Raw genomic sequence first — 17,129 nt, 5'->3', positions numbered from 1 at the left:
CCAAGTTGTGGGCTGATTCTCCAGCCAAATGCCGATCTAAGTCAGACGCATAGCAAGTAGTGCGCCGTCGTGCTGGGGCGGGGTGTCGGATGCGATGATCGTCGTCATGAGCGACTGGGCCAGTTCGTTGACGAGGTCAGCTGATTCGTCGCACCGGTGGTGATGCCGAGCATCGTTCGGCTGTCGTGTCCTGGCATATCTCGGTCATCACCGTCTGCCGGCCGCGCTGACAGACAATCCGAAGTCGAGCGACGCCCACTGGCTAGGGTGCTGCCATGACCGGCCCCTCCACACCACCCGAGCTCCCCTACGAGCAGGTTGCCTATCCCCCCGCTCCGTGGCCGATGGTCGGGTCGATGTGGCTCAGTGTCTTCCGCCTCAAGCAGGGCGTCGACGCCGTGCGTCCGGCGGGGATCTACGGCGCGGCCTTCGTCGACTACACCGAGGGCAGCCCGCTGACGTACGGCGAGCTGCTGGTGGCGCGGCTGATGGGCAAGGACGAGGGTCACGGACGTGCGGTCACGATCACCGACATCTGGGTCGACTCCCCCGCCTCCGTCGCCGGCGGGCGCGAGTTGTGGGCGATCCCGAAGGGACTCTGCGACTTCGAGCTCGAGTCGTCGCGTCGCGGACCGTTGTCCTCCACCGAGTGGAGCGCGTCGCTGGGGCAGGCACCCATCGCGAGCGCCTCGTTCACCGACGTCTCACGCCTCGCCCCGCGGCTCCCGTTCAAGCAGGCCACCTACCAGCCCGAGCTGCCCGAGGGCGGCGGCGAGAAGGCGGCCGGCATGAAGGGCTCCGCGAAGGCGCTGCCCGGACGGGCCCGGTGGGACTTCGCCCCCGACGGGCCCCTGGGCTACCTGCGGGGAGCGACTCAGCTGACCACGCTGCGCCTGAGCGACTTCCGGCTGTCGTTCGGCTGAGCGAGCGCGCCGAGCTCAGTCGTCGTCGGTGTGCTCGGCCTGGGCCTTGCGGGCCGACTCCCGGATCTCGAAGACCTCGGTCGCAAAACCGCCGATCGCCGTGGCGACGTCCCGCACGGCGCCGGTGATGATCGTGGCGACCTCACCGACCGCGACGGCTGCGGCCTCGGCGGTCGACTGGATCGCGTCCTTGCCGATCTCGGCCTTGGTGAGGTGCTCCTCGGGGTCGCTCATGCGGCCTAGTCTGCCTGCTTCTTGGGCGGCAGGGCCATCTTGCAGATCTTCTTGGCGACGCTGCCGAGCTGCTTGTGCAGCGGACCGGTGTTGTAGGCGATGCCGTAGCGCTCGCAGATCTCGCGCACCTCGCCGGCGATCTCCGGGTAGCGCCGCGCCGGCAGGTCGGGGAAGAGGTGGTGCTCAATCTGGTGCGACAGGTTGCCCGACATCAGGTGGAAGAGCTTGCCACCGGTGATGTTGGCCGAGCCGAGGATCTGGCGGTAGTACCAGTGCCCGCGGGACTCGTCCTCGCACTCCTCCTCGGAGAAGGTCGCCACCCCGGCCGGGAAGTGGCCGCAGAAGATGATGTTGAAGGCCCACACGTTGCGGATCAGGTTGGCCGTCGCGTTGCCCGCCAGGGTCAGCGGGAAGAGCGGCCCGGTCAGGGCCGGGAACAGCACGTAGTCCTTGAGTGCCTGACGCCGGATCTTCTTCATCAGGCCCGGGTAGAGCGCCTTGTTGTCATCCAGGCTGCGCTTGCCCGACACGATGTTCTCGACCTCGAGGTCGTGCATCGCCACGCCCCACTCGAAGAAGACCATCAGCAGGAAGGCGTAGACCGGGTTGCCGAGGTAGTAGGGGTGCCACTTCTGGTCCTCGTCCATCCGCAGGATCCCGTAGCCGATGTCACGGTCCTTGCCGAGGATGTTGGTGAACGTGTGGTGGATGTAGTTGTGGCTGTACTTCCACTGCTCGCCGGGGCACACGTTGTCCCAGTCGAACTGACGCGAGCTCAGGCCCGGCTCGTTCATCCAGTCGTACTGGCCGTGCATGACGTTGTGCCCGATCTCCATGTTGTCGAGGATCTTCGACACACTCAGGGAGGCGACCGCCAGCGGCCAGGCCGGGGGCAGGTAGAACAGGGCTCGGCCGGCGACCTCGAAGGCGCGCTGGGCCTTGACGACGTTGTGGATGTAGTCCCGGTCGGCCTGGCCGAGGTCGGCGATCACCCGTTGGCGGATCGCATCCATCTCGGCACCGAAGGCGTCGAGCTGCTCGGCGGACAGCTTCGTGACCTCCTCGACGACCTCACGGGCCTCGAAGGTCTCGTCCTGGTAGGGGATGCTCATGTGCTTCGTCCTTTCTCAGCAGGGCAGGGGGTCAGAGGTCGACGGCGCAGTCGCCGACGGGGGTGGTGACACAGATCTGGATGTCCTCGTCCGGCAGGGAGGACTCGGCACCGGTGAGCACGTTGCGCACCGTGCCCTCGGTCTTGCGGGAGGTGCAGGAGAAGCAGATGCCCATCCGGCAGCCGAACTCCGGCGTCAGCCCGAGCGCCTCGGCCTGCTCCAGCAGGGTGGCCCCGGTGTTGGCGGCGCCGGTTCCGGACCGGTCGAACGACACGTCCCCCTCCGCTGCTCCGGTCGCGACCCTCGGCGGCTTGAAGAACTCGGTGCGCAGGCGCGCAGAGAGCACCTCGTCGGCCGTGTACGCCGAGTGGATCAGCTCCATCAGCCCGGCCGGGCCGCAGGCCCAGGTGTCGGTGTCGCGGTAGTCGGGCACCAGCCGTCGCAGCTCGAAGTCGGAGAACACGTGGTCGCCGTGGCGCAGGTGCACCGTCACGTCGTTGTCGGCCTCGGCGATCTCGGCGAGCTCGGCGGCGAAGATCTGGTCCTCGGCCGACCGTGCGTAGTGCAGGAAGGTGACCTTGCGACCGGCCCTGCCGTCGTACCCGTCCCTGAGCAGGGTGCGCAGGATCGACATCGCCGGGGTGATGCCCGAGCCACCCGTGATGAAGAGCAGATGGTTGTTGGTCGGGGTCGCCGCGCTCTCGTGAAGCGTGAACTCGCCCTCGGCCTGGCTCAGGTGCACCATCTGGCCGGGCTGCGCCTGGCTCACGAGGTACTTCGAGACCTGGCCCTCGTCGTGGGCGCGGATGGTGAGGGCGATCTGCTCGCCCGGCAACGAGGACGCCGAGGAGATCGAGAAGCAGCGGGTCATCCGCTTGCCGGAGTCGGGCAGGTCGACGCCGACCTGGACGTACTGCCCGGCGCGGTGCCCACGCCAGGTGCTGGTGGGCTGGAGCGTGAGCGTCGCGACCGGGGCTCCGTCGGAGTCGGCGTTCTCGCGTCGTACGTCGACGACGCGGGCGCGCACCTCCTCGGCGGCCCACATCGGGTTGACGAGCTCGAGGTAGCGGTCGACGCCGTGCGGGCTGGCGAGGGCCGCGACGACGCGGCTGCGCAGCATCCGGCCGCCCACGGTGCTGGCGAGGGTGGTGCTCATCCCGACCTCCAAGCTTTGAGTGAACATGCGTACACCGAAACTATCGCGAGGATCGGGTCCCCCGGTCAAGGGCGCGGCGCGTGACGCCGACCACCCAGGGGCCCGTCGCTGCGTGAGTGTGCACACATGTCTTCTCACAGGTCCGACGAGGAGGAGTCCTAGACTGCTCGCCGTGACCGCATCGACCGGAGAGACCCGTGGGGAGAAGAAGGAGCGCACCCGGCGCTCGATCCTCGACTCCGCCCTCGTGCTGTGCGAGGACTCCAGCCTGGTCGCCCTCTCGCTGCGCCAGGTCGCCAAGGAGGTCGGCATCGTGCCGACCGCGTTCTACCGGCACTTCGACTCCATCGAGGACCTCGGGCTCGCGCTGGTCGACGAGTCGTTCGTCTCGCTGCGAGCGATGCTGCGCGCCATCCGCCGCTCCGACGGCACCGTCCCGACGTTCACCGAGATCGTCGACCGCTCGGTCGTCACCCTGGAGGAGCACGTGCACCGCCACCGCGGGCACTTCCGCTTCATCGCCCGCGAGCGTGCCGCCGGTCCCCCGGCGGTCAAGGCCCGGATCCACCACGAGATCCAGCTCTGCGAGCGCGAGCTGGCCACCGACATCGCCCGTCTGCCCGGCACCGACCACTGGAGCGCCGAGGACCTGCACGTCCTCTCCGGGCTCATCGTGACCGCGATGGTCGCCACGGCCGAGGCGATCGTCGATGCCGGCGGGCGCCCCGAGGCCGAGAAGCGAGTCAGCGACGTGGCCCGCACCCAGCTGCGCATGGTGCTCATCGGCGCCCTCAGCTGGAAGTCCGAGCCCTGAGCGCGGGGCTGGACCGGATCACCCGCGCCTGGTGGCGAGGCGTCGGCAGGGTGCTCGCGTCGTGCGGCTGCACTACCGCCTGGACAGACGCGTGCGCCGCCCGGCTCCCTGAGCCGGGCGGCGCACCCCTGATCGCTCAGGTCAGCGGCGCTTGACGACCTTCACCTTCACCTTGTCGGCACTCGGCCGAGCGGTGTCGGAGCCGAGGAAGCGCACCTTGAAGGTCCGCTTGCCAGGACGCACCTTGGCAGGCACCGTGATGCTGGCCCGGCCGTCGACGAGGGTGCCCAGGGCGACGCGGCGCCCGCCCAGCTTCACCTTCAGCTCACCGTCGGGGCCCCCACGCGCTGAGCGCACCGTGACCCTCAGCTCGACGGGAGCGCCCCGCTCGACCCGGCGCGGCGTGGCCCGCACCTTGGTCGAGGAGTCCACCCGAGGCTCGGCCAGCACGGTCAGCGTCGCCGTCGCCGTGGCGACCTCGACGTCGTCGTTGCCGAGGTAGTCCACCGTGAGCTCGTGGGGGCCGACTGCCAGGCTCCGCGGCAGGAGCACCTGTGCCGTCCCGGCCTCGAGCGTCGCGGTGCCCAGCACCTCGTCACCCTCGCTGACCCGCACGTCACCGGTGACGGTGACGTCCTCGTCGTCGCCGACGACGGTGACCGTGACCACGGGCTGCTCACCGCTGGTGACGTCGGGCGCCGTCACCGTGACCCCGGAGCCCGCCTTGCCGACGGTGAGCACGAGGTCGGTCTCGCCGCCCCCGACCCAGCCGCTGCCGGCGTACGACGCGACCAGGTCGTGACGCCCAGGAGCCAGTCCGGCAGGCACGGTGACCTCGGCGACGCCGTCGACGACCGTGGCCGAGGCCAGGAGCTCCTCGCCCTCGCGCACCTCGACCTCCCCGACGACCTCGCCACCGGTGTCGCTGCTGCCTGCCGGGGTGATGGTGACGGTCACCGTCGCGTCCTCACCGAACGGCACCTCGACGTCGTCGGCGGCGACCACCGACTCGGGGGCGCGAGCCGTGCGGAACACGCCGGGCTCGGCCGTGGCGCGACCCCCGCCCGGGCTGGTGGCGGTGGCGATCCAGGCGTACGTCGTGCGCGGGCTCAGCCCGTCCCAGGTCGTCGTGGCCACCTCTCCCGACGCGACGGTCGCGGTACCGACCTCGTCTCCGGGCACGAAGGCTGCGATGTCGTCGGTCGTGAAGGTCGTCGTGCGACTCGTCAGGTCGACCGGCAGCACCATGTTGTCCTCGGTGCCGTCGTAGCGCTCGTCCTCGTCGTACTCGGTCGCCCCGAACTCGTCGAGGAACGGTGAGTAGGTGTCGACGATCATCTCGCCACGGTCGACGTCGAACTGCAGCATCCGCAGGAAGCTGGCGCCGAACCGCAGCCGGTCGGTGGGCTCGTAGCCGCCGATCTCCGTCAGTCCGAGCCGGTCGGCCGAGACCGTGTAGAACTGGTAGTCGGCCAGCATCTCGACCACGTCGTGCGTGACGGTCGGGCCGACACCGGACTTGATGTTGGTCCCGACGCCGTGCTCGTGGCCGGCGAGCACCAGGAACACGTTGGGGTTGGACTCCACGACCAGGCGGTAGAGCAGCGACCCGTCAGGGGTCGAGAAGGCGGAGCCTCGCCCGTCGGGGTTGGTCGACGGCTTCAGGTAGTCGTGCGAGAGCAGGATGCCGTTGCGGTCGGGGAACCGTGCGAAGACCGACGCCGCCCAGTCGGCCTCCTCGCGCGTCACGCCGTACGACAGACCGACGGTGACGAACTCCAGGCCGCCGGCCGAGAAGAGGACGTAGTTGTTCTGGTTGTCGCCCTCCTTCCACGGGCCGCCGTACGACGCATCGCCCCAGCCGTCGTCGGCCGCCTCGTAGCGGTCGGGACCGTAGTAGGAGTTGTAGATCGCCTCCGGGCCGGTCTCGAGACCACGCTGGTTGTCGTGGTTGCCGGCGATCACCTGGTTCGGCACACCGGCGTCGTCGAGGGTGCTCTGCAGCTCGCTCGACACCTCGAACTCACCGGTGACCTGCGCCTGCATCTCGGGCGTGGTGGGCGCGTTGATGTTGTTCTCGATGATGTCGCCCGTGTGGGCCACGTAGGCGATCTTGCGCGCCTCGGCCTGCTCGGCGATCCACTTGGTCGTGGCGCCGTAGGCCGCGGTCCAGATGGCCCGCTCCGCCTCGGTCTCCTGCTCGACCGCGCCCTCGGAGAGGTACTGGGTGTCGGTGAAGTGGGCGATCGAGAAGTCGTACGCCGACGGGTCGGCGAATCCGTTCGGGTCGCCGGCATCGATGTCGTCGGCGAACGGGTCCTCCCCGGTCACCAGGACGTGGACGGTCCCACGGTCGACGTAGCGGCCGCGTGCGGTCGCGGTCAGCACGCTGCTGCCATCGGCGACGCCACGGGTGCTGGCCAGCACGTCCCACGACTGCGCGGCCGGGTCCCAGGCGCGCAGTGCCGCGACCCGCTCGGGGTCCACCGTGCCGGTCCAGCGCAGCACCGGGTTGCCCGTGCCGCCGCTGACGTCGAGGTCGTAGCGCAGGAAGGTCACGTCGCGTCCGGCCGGCGAGGCCAGCTCACCGTCTCCGAGGGGGGTCAGCGACGAGGTGTCGACCTCCTCCTCCCCGGCGACCTCGAGAGTCGTGGGGACAGCGCTCGCGACGCCCTGGAAGCCGGTCGGGGGGACGATCACCTCAGCCGCCGTGAAGGTCGCGGTGACGTCACCGCCGCCCGGCACCGCCACCTGCGCCTCCAGGTCGACGCTGCGGCCGACGCCGGTGGTGCCCGAGGCGGGGGTGAGCTCGGTGGGAGCATCCGGGATGCCGGCACTGGTGAAGGTGAACTCACGCGTGGCGCTGTTGTCCAGTGCGTCGGTGGCCCGCACCTGCACGGTGTGCTGCCCGGCAGTCAGGCCGGGGCCCACGGGGTCGCCGAGGGCGAGCGACTCTCCGTCGAGGGTGATCTCGGGGGTGCCGGCCACACCGGCCAGGTCCTCGAGCTCGAGGTCGAAGGCCATCGCGGACGTGATCCGCTGGCCGATCGCCGGCGTGCTCGACACCACGACCGGTGCGGAGTTGTCGGTGACGAGGGTGCGGGTGGCGGTGTCGCCACCGGTCGAGGTGGCGCTCAACGTGTGCTCACCGTCCGGGATGCCGGCCGTGTCGATGTCGGAGCGCAGGCCCTGCGGCGCCCCGTCGACCTCGAAGGTCAGGCCCACGGCGTACGTGCCGGTGAAGCTGCTGCCGCAGCTGCCGTCGCCGATGGTCACCGGGTACTGCGAGCCGTCGGTCCGGGTGGAACGGTAGGTCAGCGCGGCCGTGCCGACGGCCGGCGCCAGGCTGATCTCGCTCAGCGGGAAGTCGTCGAAGTTCTCACCACAGCTCGTCGTGATCGCGCCGGCCACCACCTCGACGAGGTTCGTGCCGGGCAGGAGCCACTCGTTGGGGATCGTCAGGTCGGCCGTGACGCCGACGTAGTCGCCGAGGTCCACGCGCATGCCGTTGACGAGCACGTAGTTGACGTAGCGCGCCTCGGTCCCGTTGCCGTCGACGAAGAAGCTCAGGTGCGCATCCCCAGCACCCAGCGTCGACAGGGTGCGCGTCATGGGGGCATCGGTGACGGAGAAGGCGAGGTCGGCCTGCGCCAGCTTCGTGCTGCTGCTGCCGCACGTGCCGTCGCCCATCGCGTACGTCGCCGGGTTGTCGCCGGGTGTCACCGTGCCGCCCTCGACCACCAGCGAGAGGTCGCTGAGGTCGAAGTCGTCGAGGTTCGCGCACCGCTCGCCGTCGCTGGTCCCGTTGATGTCGCCGGTCACGATGCTGATCACGTTGTCGCCGGGCAGCAGGAAGTGCCGCGGGAAGGCGATCTCGACCGTCTCGCTCACCCAGTCGCCGCCGATGTCGACGCGGTGACCGTTCACCAGGAGGTGGTTGTAGTAGCGCGTGTCGATCGAGTTGCTCCCGACGGTGAAGCGCAGCGCGGCGCTGCCCGCTGCGAGGGTGCGCACGGCAGGTGGGACCGCACCGTCGATGAGCAGGTTGTCGATCGACCCACCGCCGTCGACGTCGGTGGCCGCCAGGATCGTCTGCTCGCCCGCGACCAGGGTGCCGTCGGTGGGCGAGATGCGCGGCGCTCCGGCGGGGGCGTTGTTGACGCGGACCCGGTGGGAGGTCTTCGCTCCGGAGGCGGTCCGGGCCACGATGTCGTGGCGGCCGTTGCCCAGCGACGTGGTGTCGAGGTCCGCCGCGAGGCCGGTCGTCTCCCCCGGCACGCCCTGGACGAAGAAGTTCAGCTTCGCGTAGGTCAGCAGGGACTCGTTCGACCCGCAGCTGCCGTCGCCCATGGCGTAGGTGAACTCGTTCTCCTCGCCGTCGGCGCTCTCCCCCAGCAGGTCGAGGCGCACCTCGGAGACCGCGAAGTCGTCGTTGTTGAGGCCGCACGAGCTGTCGATGGCTCCGGTGAAGATCTCGACGGAGTTGTCGCCGGTGACGAGGACCTCGTTGGGCACGGGCAGGGTGACGCGCTCGTCGACGGCGTCCGTCAGGTCGATGCGGTGCTCGCCGTTGACGAGCAGGTAGTTGCCGAAGCGGGTCTCGATCGAGTTGCTGCCCACGTCGAAGGACAGCTGCGAGGACCCGAGGGTCGCGGCGGCCTCGATCCGGCTCCCGTCGACGGTCAGCGCGGTGACGGGGTCACCGGCGGCGGTGGCGTCGGAGGACACCGCGATCGTGCCCTCGACGTACGCCCCGTCCTCGGGGGTCAGGGTGGGGGCCGAGGACACCTCGGCCGCGGTGGGGGTGACCGGTGCCGGGGGTGCGCCGGCCGTGACGGGGGCGGCGGCGTGCGCCGTCCCGGTCCCGGCGACCACGGCGATGGTCACCAGACCGGCCAGCACCGTCGTCGCCGAACGGCGGCGACGGCGCAGGCGCAGGGGGTGGTGCGTCATGCGATCTTCTCCTTGGGTGGGTGGTGTCATGAGAGATGTGTCCGGAGAGGTTCCGAGGCTCAGGCGAGCAGGGTTCTGGCAGCCAGCGCGGTGATCACCCCGCCCAGCGCGATGAGGCTGACGGCGGCCAGGGCCGGGGCCATGCGGGAGGCCAGGTGCAGGGCACGACGGGACTCGGCGGCCCGGGAGAGCCACGAGGAGCCGGCGAGCGCGAGCAGGCCCACGGTGAAGAGGACGAGGGCGAGCCCCGCCCCGAAGGCGACGACCAGGGCCAGGGCGAAGCCCGCGCGCCCGACGTACAGACCGCTCACGAGGACGAGGAACGCCGCCGGCGACGGCGCTAGCCCTCCGGAGATGCCCAGCAGCACGATGCCGGGGCGGCGCGACGAGATCGGTACCGCGACCGCGGTGCTGACGGCGCCCGGTGCCGCCAGCGTCCGGACTCCGTGCCCGTCCCCGTCCCCGTCCCCGTCCCCGTGCCCGTGCCCGTGCCCGTGACCGTGGCCGTGGCCGTGGCCGTGGCCCTCGCCTGCCGCCGCGCGCAGGCGGCGGCGCAGCAGCCACAGACCGGTCGCGATGACCAGGAGTCCGGCGACCAGCCGCAGGCCGGCGGTGAGGTCGTCGAGGCGGAGCACGTCGGAGAGGGAGAGGAAGGTCCAGGCCACGGCGACGACCAGCACCGAGATGGTGTGCATCGCCGCCACCGAACCCGCCATCCAGGCGGCGTCGCGCACGCGTCCTTCGCTGCCGACGAGGTAGGCCGCCGCCAGGCTCTTGCCGTGACCGGGAGCGACTGCGTGCGCCGCACCGGCAGCGAAGGCGATCACGAAGGCCAACGGCACGAACCCGGGAGCCGTGACGAGGTCGGGCAGTCGCTCCCCCCAGGACGTCAGGGAGACCAGCGGGAGGAGCGACGACATCATCCGACCGACACCTCCGTACGGCGACCGCGCCGCCGGACGTAGAAGGCTCCCGCCGCGCCGGTGCCGACCAGGACGACGAGCGCCGAGCCCAGCTGGACGACGGCGCTGCTCGACGCGGACGAGACCTCGACCGGGGCTCCGCCGAGCGTCCAGGTGTGCTCCGGGTGGTCACCGTCGTAGACCGCTCGCTGGCCGGACGGCCCCGAGGCGAGGGTGCGGTAGGCGGGGTGCAGGTCGGTGAGCGTGCGCACCTCGAGGTTCACCGACGTCGGGCCCGGCACACCACCGGGGCAACGGAAGGACAGCAGCACCCCGTCGTCCATCAGGTCGCCGGCGCTCACGACCTCCCCGGGGCATCGTGACCCGCCCGCGGTGACCATCAGGCGATCGAGCAGGTAGGCGGGCAGCAACGGTGAAGCGGCGAGCAGGTCGTCGTCGCCGTCCTCGTACAGCACGGCACCGTCCAGCAGGACCCGGTCCTGCGGGAGGAGCCCGAGATGGAGGGCGAGCGCGGTGACGTCGTCGGACATGCCGACGTGCCAGCGAAGGCGTACCTCGTCGGAGTCCGCTGTCAGCTCGACAGTCTGCGGGTCGCCGAAGGGGTGCGCCGAGGCCGGTGGCGCGGCGAGACCGAGGGCCACCAGGCACAGCGCGGCGATGCCGAGGATGCCGAGGACGCGCCGTACGCGTGCGGGGACGAACGAGGGCACGAGAAGAGAGCTCCGTGAGTATCCGAGAGGTCGCAGGCACCGGACGGCCCCGCCGGGACGTCACGCTGCCGAGCCCTCGCCAACACCGATGACACCCACGGCGACGGCGACCCGACCAGGAGGTAAAGAACTATCTTCCGGAGTCGGACACGGGTCGGATCTGTCGGCCGGCCCTCAGGCGACTAGCCAGGACCCGGCTTCACCGTGAGGTCGGGGACCGTCGCGTCGCGCGGCAGGTCGAGCACGTGCACGATCGCAGCCGCCACGGTCGCGGGGTCGATCCAGTCGGCCGCGTCGTAGGTCTTGCCCTCCTGCTCGTGCACCTTCTCCTGCATCGCCGTGGCCGTCCGACCCGGATAGACGGTGCTGACCCGCACCCCGTGCTCGGACTCCTCCCCCCGCAGGGAGTCGGCGAGCGCCTTCAGTGCGTGCTTGGAGGCGGCGTAGGCCGACCACTGCGGGTGGGCGTTGAGCCCGGCGCCGGAGTTCACCAGGACGACGGTGCCGCGCGCTGCGCGCAGGGCCGGCAGCGCGACGCGCGTCAGGGCTGCGGGAGCCACCAGGTTGACGGTCAGCTGCTGCTGCCACGACGCCACGCTCAGCTCGGCGACCGGACCGAGGTCGACCACCCCGGCGGCGTGGACCACCGAGTCCAGGCGCTCGGGCAGGTCGAGGTCCTCGACCGAGGCCGGGTCCGCGAGGTCCGCCACCACCGTGCGCGCGCCGACGTACGACGCCTCGAGCTCGGCCGCGCGCTCGGTCGACCTCGCCAGCAGGACCAGGTCGTCGCCGCGGGCGAGCAGGACCTCCGTCAGGACGGCCCCGATGCCCGACCCGGCCCCGGTGATCAGGTGCCGCATCAGCGGGTGAAGACGATCTTGCCGAAGACGTCGCCCCCGGCCATCGCCTCGAAGCCGTCGCGTGCGTCGGCCATCGGGATCGTCCGGTCGATGAGCGGGCGCGCGCCGGTTGCGTCCAGCATCGTGACGAGCGAGGCGAGCTCGTCGCGCGTGCCCATGGTCGAGCCGACCACGCTCAGCTGCAGGAAGAAGATCCGGGTGAGCTCCGCGTCGTCCAGCTTCGGGCCGGAGGTGGTGCCGGAGATGACGATCTTGCCGCCCGGGCGCAGCGCGCGGATGGAGTGCGACCAGGTCGCCCTGCCGACGGTCTCCATGACGGCGTCGACCTTCAACGGCAGCCGAGCACCGGACTCGAAGACCTCGTGGGCTCCGATCTCCAGCGCCTTGGCGCGCTTCGCCTCGTCGCGACTGGTCGCAAGGACCCGGAGCCCGGCGGCCCGGGCGAGGATGATCAGGGCCGTGGCGACGCCGCCCCCGGCGCCCTGGACCAGCACGGTGTCACCCGCCTTCAGCTCACCGCGGGTGAAGAGCATCCGGTAGGCCGTCAGCCACGCGGTCGGCAGGCAGGCGGCCTCCTCGAACGACATCGAGGCGGGCTTCGCGATCACGTTGCGCCTCGGCACGATCACCTTGTCGGCGATCGCGCCCTGGTGCCGCTCGGAGAGCAGGGACCGCTTCGGGTCGAACGTCTCGTCCCCGCTCCACGAGGGGTCGCTGATGACGGCGTGGACGACGACCTCGTTGCCGTCCTCGTCGAGCCCGGCGGCGTCGCATCCCAGGATCATCGGGAGCTGCTCCTGCTTGAGGCCGACGCCGCGCAGCGACCACACGTCGTGGTGGTTGAGCGAGGCGGCCTTCACCTCGACGGTGGTCCACCCGTCGGGGGCCACCGGATCGGGACGCTCACCCAGCACCAGGCCGGCGAGCGGGTTGTCGGGGTCGAAGGACTCTGCGTAGACGGCGAACATAGGGCGAGGCTAGGCCATGGCCTGGAAGGAAGCAGGGCGACGTCACCCCGCCGTTACCTGGCAGGGATACGTTGGCGGACATGGATCACCCCAACGTCGTCGTCCTCTTCGGCGCCACCGGCGACCTCGCCCGGCGCAAGCTGATCCCGGGCCTGCTGCGTCTCTTCGAAGCCCGGCTGATACCCGACGTACGCGTGATCGGGACGTCTCTGGAGGAGCTCTCCCCCGAGGAGTTCGACGCGGTGGCCCGAGCCGCCTGCGAGGAGTTCGGCAAGGGCGACGTGACCGACGAGCGGTGGGCGCCGTTCTCGAAGCGGTTGCGCTACGTGCCCACCGCCGCAGGTCCGCACGCCCTGGCCACCCTGGTCAAGGAGTGCGAGGCGGAGCTCGGGCCGGTCGAGGACGTCAGACGGCTGCACTACCTCTCCGTGCCGCCGCGGGCGGCCCTCGACGTGATCCACGAGCTCGGCGAGGCCGGTCTCGTGGAGCGCTCGCGGATCATCATGGAGAAGCCGTTCGGGACCGACCTCGCCACCGCCAAGTCGCTCAACCACGAGGTCCACCAGGTCTTCGCCGAGGACCAAGTCTTCCGGATCGACCACTTCCTGGGCAAGGAGGCCGCCCAGAACATCCTCGCCTTCCGCTTCGCCAACGGGCTCTTCGAGCCCATCTGGAACCGCAACTTCATCGACCACGTCCAGATCGACGTACCCGAGACCCTGGGTCTGGAGGGACGTACGGCGTTCTACGAGAGCACCGGCGCCTTCCGCGACATGGTGGTCACCCACCTGATGCAGGTGCTGGCCTTCATGGCGATGGAGCCGCCGACGTCGCTGGCGCCCGGCCCGATCGGCGACGAGAAGCTCAAGGTCTTCCAATCGATGCGACCGATCGAGCCCACCAACGTCGTGCGAGGCCAGTACGGCGGCTACCGAGGCAAGGAGAGCGTCGCCGACGACTCCGACACCGAGACGTTCGTGGCGCTCAAGGCCGAGATCGACAACTGGCGCTGGGCCGGGGTCCCGTTCTTCCTGCGCACCGGCAAGAAGCTCGCCGAGGGCGCGCGGATCATCTCGATCGCGTTCAAGGAGCCCCCGCTGACGATGTTCCCCTCCGGGTCCAACGCCGGCACCCAGGGTCCCGACCACCTCACCTTCGACCTGGCCGACCAGTCGAAGATGTCGCTGTCCTTCTACGGCAAGCGTCCCGGGCCCGGGATGAAGCTGGAGAAGCTGTCGATGCAGTTCGCCACCGTCGACACGCACGCCTCGGGCTCGGTCCTCGAGGCCTACGAGCGCCTCATCCACGACGCGATGCGCGGCGACCACACGCTGTTCACCTCGGCCGCGGGGATCGAGGCGCTGTGGGAGAAGTCGGAGGCCCTGATCTCGACGCCACCGCCGGTCCGCGGCTACGCGCCCGGGTCATGGGGACCCAACGCGATCCACCAGCTGATCGCGCCCCACGCGTGGCGGCTGCCGTTCGAGCGCACGTGGCGCGACCCCAACACCCAGGGCGGCTGAGCGAGGCCCAGCGCGGCTCAGCGCGTGGCGACCCCGTCGGCACGCGCGGCTGCGGACACGGCGGCAGCGACGGCCGGTCCCACGCGCGGGTCGAACGGCGACGGGATCACCAGCTCCTCGGTGAGGTCGTCGCCGACGAGCTCGGCCAGCGCGGTCGCGGCGGCGAGCTTCATGCCCTCGGTGATCGCGGTGGCGCCGACGTCGAAGGCACCCCGGAAGATCCCCGGGAAGGCGAGCACGTTGTTGATCTGGTTGGGGAAGTCCGAACGACCCGTGGCGACGACGCGCGCGTACTTGCGGGCGATGTCCGGGTGGACCTCGGGGGTCGGGTTGGCCATCGCGAAGATGATCGCCTCCGGCGCCATCCGGGCGACGTCCTCCTCCGGGATGGTGCCGCCGGAGACGCCGAGGTAGGCGTGAGCGCCGTCGAGGACGTCGCCCAGCGATCCGGTGCGGCCGGTCACGTCGGCGGTGATCTCGGCCAGGGCCTTCTTCACGGGTGTCAGGTCCGTGCGGCCCGAGTGGATGACGCCCTTGCGGTCGGTGACCGCGATGTCGGTCACGCCGGCCTCGAGCAGGATCTTGGCGACGGCCACGCCGGCGGCTCCGGCCCCGGAGATCACGACGCGGGTCGTGCCCGGGTCGCGACCGGTGAGGCGCAGGGCGTTGGTCAGCGCGGCCAGCGCGACGACGGCCGTACCGTGCTGGTCGTCGTGGAACACGGGGATGTCGAGCAGGTCCTTGAGCCGGTCCTCGATCTCGAAGCAGCGCGGCGCCGAGATGTCCTCGAGGTTGATCCCGCCGAAGCTCGGGGCGAGGCGGACGACCGTCTCGATGATCTCCTCGGTGTCGGTGGTGTCCAGGCAGATCGGTACGGCGTCGACGCCGCCGAACTGCTTGAAGAGCACCGCCTTGCCCTCCATCACCGGCATCGCGCCCGCGGGGCCGATGTCGCCCAGTCCCAGCACGGCCGTGCCGTCGCTGACGACCGCGACCACGTTGGGGACCCACGTGTAGTGCTGGGTCATCGACGGGTCGGCCGCGATCGCCTCGCACACCAGGGCGACGCCCGGGGTGTAGGCCAACGACAGCTCGGCAGGGCTGGAGACGTCGACGGTCGAGACCGTCTCCATCTTGCCGCCGACGTGAAGGTCGAAGACGGGGTCTCCGGCGTGCGGGTGAGAGGTATCAGGGGTCGCCACGATCGGCGATCCTTGCACAGCGGGTCACCCCGCGAGGGGTTGTCTCACATGTCTCCCAGCAAGCGTGGCCAAGGCCACACCCGCGCCACGGCCGTCCCCCACACGTCGGCATCGGGAACCGCCCCACGGTGCCGGGAGTCGGTGCCCTGTGCCGCGTTGTCACTGAGCAGCCACCAGCCCGCCGTACGACGCTCCACCGCACGCTTGACCACGACCGTGCCGTCGACGAAGCGGGCCACCACCACGGAACCCGGCCTCGGCTCGCGCGCGTAGCGGACCAGGAGACGGTCGCCGGGTCGCAGCGACGGCAGCATCGACTCCCCCCGGACGACGGCGATTCCGAGCCGTGCCTGAGGGCGTCCCCCTGGAGGGGTGGGTGAGCCGCCGGTCATGCGGAGTAGTGTCGCAACCAACGCTAGTTCCCACGACGAGAGGACACGCATGTTCGCGCGACTGTTCGCCCCCACGCTCGAGGTCCAGGCCCACTGCGACCTTCCCTGTGGCGTGTACGACCCGGCCCAGGCCCGCATCGAGGCGGAGTCGATCAAGGGGATCATCGCCAAGGTCGCTGACAACGACGACCCCGACTTCCGCACCCGCGCCATCATCATCAAGGAGCAGCGGGCCGAGCTGGTCAAGCACCACCTGTGGGTGCTGTGGACCGACTACTTCAAGCCCCCGCACTTCGAGAAGTACCCGCAGCTGCACGTCCTGGTCAACGAGGCCACCAAGCTCGCCGGCGCCTCCGGGGCCAAGGGCGCGCTCGACGCCGACGTGGCCGACCAGCTGCTCGCGAAGATCGACGAGATCGCCGAGATCTTCTGGGAGACCAAGAAGGCCTGAGGCTCCCACGCGACACGACGCCGCCCTCGATCCATCCGGATCGAGGGCGGCGTCGTGCGTGGTGTGCAGCGCCCCGGCTGTCAGCGCGCGCGGGTTGCCGTGGTCAGGAGGTACTCCCAGCCCATGACCCCGTCCTCGATGTGGTCGTCGGCCAGCTCGGCCAGGACGACGTCCAGTGCGGCGGAGCGTTCGGGCTGCTCGGCGAGCGCCGCATAGGCGGCGATCGTGGGACCGTAGCTCGACTTGAAGAAGTCGCGGAACGCAGCTCCGGACGTGAAGCCTGAGATGGACACCGACTCCTTGGACGAGGTCAGTCCGCTCACGTGGTCGCCGAAGAGCTCGCCCAGGTGCTCCTCCGCTCCCCACAGGGGCGGCGGCGAGGCGCCCGGAGGGGGTGGCGGTGCGTAGGGCTTCATGGCGGCGAACATCTGGCCGATGAAGCCCCCCGGGGTCCAGCTGAGCAGACCGATGGCGCCACCCGGCCTGATCACCCGCACGAGCTCGTCGGCCGCCGCCTGATGGTAGGGCGCGAACATCACTCCGACGCACGACACGACCGCGTCGAAGGACCCGTCGTCGTACGGCAAGGCTTCAGCGTCGCCCTCCTCCCAGGTGAGCTCGACCCCGCGGGCCGCGGCCTCGGCGCGCCCGGCTGCAAAGAGCTCCGGGGTGAGGTCGACGGCGACGACGTCAGCGCCACGCTCGGCGGCAGCGATCGCGGCGTTGCCCGATCCTGCGCCGACGTCCAGCACCCGCATGCCCGCCTCGACGCGCACCGCCTCCACCAGGCGCTGACCCAGGTGTGGGATCAGCTGTCTGGCCACGGTCGGGTAGTCCCCCGACGCCCACATGCTGCGGTGTCGCACCTTCACGTCCGCTACCTCCACAGACTCCGTCATGGCCCGGTC

General features: G+C 70.6%; 15 protein-coding genes. 4 read left to right on the top strand and 11 right to left on the bottom strand.

Annotation, left to right across the window (positions count from 1 at the left end; all coding sequences use genetic code 11):
* Positions 1–275: 275 nt before the first annotated feature.
* Positions 276–923 (top strand): acetoacetate decarboxylase family protein, encoded by a 648-nt coding sequence (locus Q1K33_RS10000; protein ID WP_300403429.1) that lies wholly within the window; start codon positions 276–278, stop codon positions 921–923.
* 15 nt (positions 924–938) lie between these two features.
* Here the strand turns inward: Q1K33_RS10000 and Q1K33_RS09995 are convergent, their stop codons facing one another.
* The 3 genes from Q1K33_RS09995 to Q1K33_RS09985 are packed head-to-tail and all read right to left on the bottom strand — an operon-like array spanning position 939 to position 3,425.
* Positions 939–1,157: a hypothetical protein gene (locus Q1K33_RS09995; RefSeq protein WP_300403427.1), complete on the bottom strand. Its 219-nt coding sequence runs from the start codon at positions 1,155–1,157 to the stop codon at positions 939–941.
* A gap of 5 nt (positions 1,158–1,162) precedes the next feature.
* Positions 1,163–2,269: a fatty acid desaturase gene (locus tag Q1K33_RS09990; protein ID WP_300403425.1), complete on the bottom strand. Its 1,107-nt coding sequence runs from the start codon at positions 2,267–2,269 to the stop codon at positions 1,163–1,165.
* Positions 2,270–2,300: 31 nt separating this feature from the next.
* On the bottom strand, positions 2,301–3,425 hold the full coding sequence (locus Q1K33_RS09985) for an iron-sulfur cluster-binding domain-containing protein (RefSeq protein ID WP_300403423.1): 1,125 nt from the start codon (positions 3,423–3,425) through the stop codon (positions 2,301–2,303).
* Between the two features lie 172 nt (positions 3,426–3,597).
* Between Q1K33_RS09985 and Q1K33_RS09980 the strand changes: the two genes are divergently transcribed.
* The gene (locus tag Q1K33_RS09980; RefSeq protein WP_300403421.1) at positions 3,598–4,239 is read left to right on the top strand and encodes a TetR family transcriptional regulator; all 642 of its coding nucleotides are present in this window, start codon (positions 3,598–3,600) and stop codon (positions 4,237–4,239) included.
* A 141-nt stretch (positions 4,240–4,380) separates the two neighbouring features.
* Here the strand turns inward: Q1K33_RS09980 and Q1K33_RS09975 are convergent, their stop codons facing one another.
* From Q1K33_RS09975 to Q1K33_RS09955, 5 genes are all read right to left on the bottom strand, one after another.
* Positions 4,381–9,192: an Ig-like domain repeat protein gene (locus Q1K33_RS09975; protein ID WP_300403419.1), complete on the bottom strand. Its 4,812-nt coding sequence runs from the start codon at positions 9,190–9,192 to the stop codon at positions 4,381–4,383.
* Positions 9,193–9,251: 59 nt separating this feature from the next.
* Positions 9,252–10,115 (bottom strand): cobalt transporter, encoded by an 864-nt coding sequence (locus Q1K33_RS09970; RefSeq protein ID WP_300403417.1) that lies wholly within the window; start codon positions 10,113–10,115, stop codon positions 9,252–9,254.
* Entirely contained in the window at positions 10,112–10,825 is a 714-nt protein-coding gene (locus Q1K33_RS09965) for a hypothetical protein (RefSeq protein ID WP_300403415.1), read from the bottom strand. The genes Q1K33_RS09970 and Q1K33_RS09965 overlap by 4 nt, the downstream gene beginning before the upstream one ends.
* Before the next feature lie 182 nt (positions 10,826–11,007).
* Positions 11,008–11,685 (bottom strand): SDR family oxidoreductase, encoded by a 678-nt coding sequence (locus Q1K33_RS09960; protein ID WP_300403413.1) that lies wholly within the window; start codon positions 11,683–11,685, stop codon positions 11,008–11,010.
* Positions 11,685–12,653: a zinc-binding dehydrogenase gene (locus Q1K33_RS09955; protein WP_300403412.1), complete on the bottom strand. Its 969-nt coding sequence runs from the start codon at positions 12,651–12,653 to the stop codon at positions 11,685–11,687. The genes Q1K33_RS09960 and Q1K33_RS09955 overlap by 1 nt, the downstream gene beginning before the upstream one ends.
* A gap of 80 nt (positions 12,654–12,733) precedes the next feature.
* Between Q1K33_RS09955 and zwf the strand changes: the two genes are divergently transcribed.
* Positions 12,734–14,176 carry a glucose-6-phosphate dehydrogenase gene (gene zwf, locus Q1K33_RS09950; protein ID WP_300403410.1) on the top strand — a complete coding sequence of 481 codons (1,443 nt, stop codon included), beginning with the start codon at positions 12,734–12,736 and terminating at the stop codon, positions 14,174–14,176.
* 17 nt (positions 14,177–14,193) lie between these two features.
* Here zwf and Q1K33_RS09945 read toward each other — a convergent pair whose 3' ends face one another.
* Both Q1K33_RS09945 and Q1K33_RS09940 read right to left on the bottom strand, forming a co-directional pair.
* On the bottom strand, positions 14,194–15,309 hold the full coding sequence (locus Q1K33_RS09945) for an NADP-dependent malic enzyme (protein ID WP_300403431.1): 1,116 nt from the start codon (positions 15,307–15,309) through the stop codon (positions 14,194–14,196).
* 113 nt (positions 15,310–15,422) lie between these two features.
* A complete protein-coding gene (locus Q1K33_RS09940; protein WP_300403408.1) occupies positions 15,423–15,770 on the bottom strand; it encodes a S24/S26 family peptidase in 348 nt (115 codons plus the stop codon).
* A gap of 49 nt (positions 15,771–15,819) precedes the next feature.
* Here Q1K33_RS09940 and sodN point away from each other — a divergent pair, with 49 nt between their 5' ends.
* Positions 15,820–16,221 carry a superoxide dismutase, Ni gene (sodN, locus tag Q1K33_RS09935; RefSeq protein ID WP_300403406.1) on the top strand — a complete coding sequence of 134 codons (402 nt, stop codon included), beginning with the start codon at positions 15,820–15,822 and terminating at the stop codon, positions 16,219–16,221.
* An 80-nt stretch (positions 16,222–16,301) separates the two neighbouring features.
* Here the strand turns inward: sodN and Q1K33_RS09930 are convergent, their stop codons facing one another.
* A complete protein-coding gene (locus tag Q1K33_RS09930; protein ID WP_300403404.1) occupies positions 16,302–17,120 on the bottom strand; it encodes a class I SAM-dependent methyltransferase in 819 nt (272 codons plus the stop codon).
* Positions 17,121–17,129 lie beyond the last annotated feature (9 nt).

The sequence above is a fragment of the Nocardioides sp. genome (assembly GCF_029937575.1).
In the GTDB taxonomy this organism is placed as follows: domain Bacteria; phylum Actinomycetota; class Actinomycetes; order Propionibacteriales; family Nocardioidaceae; genus Nocardioides.
This window is presented reverse-complemented; position numbering and strand designations above follow the sequence as displayed.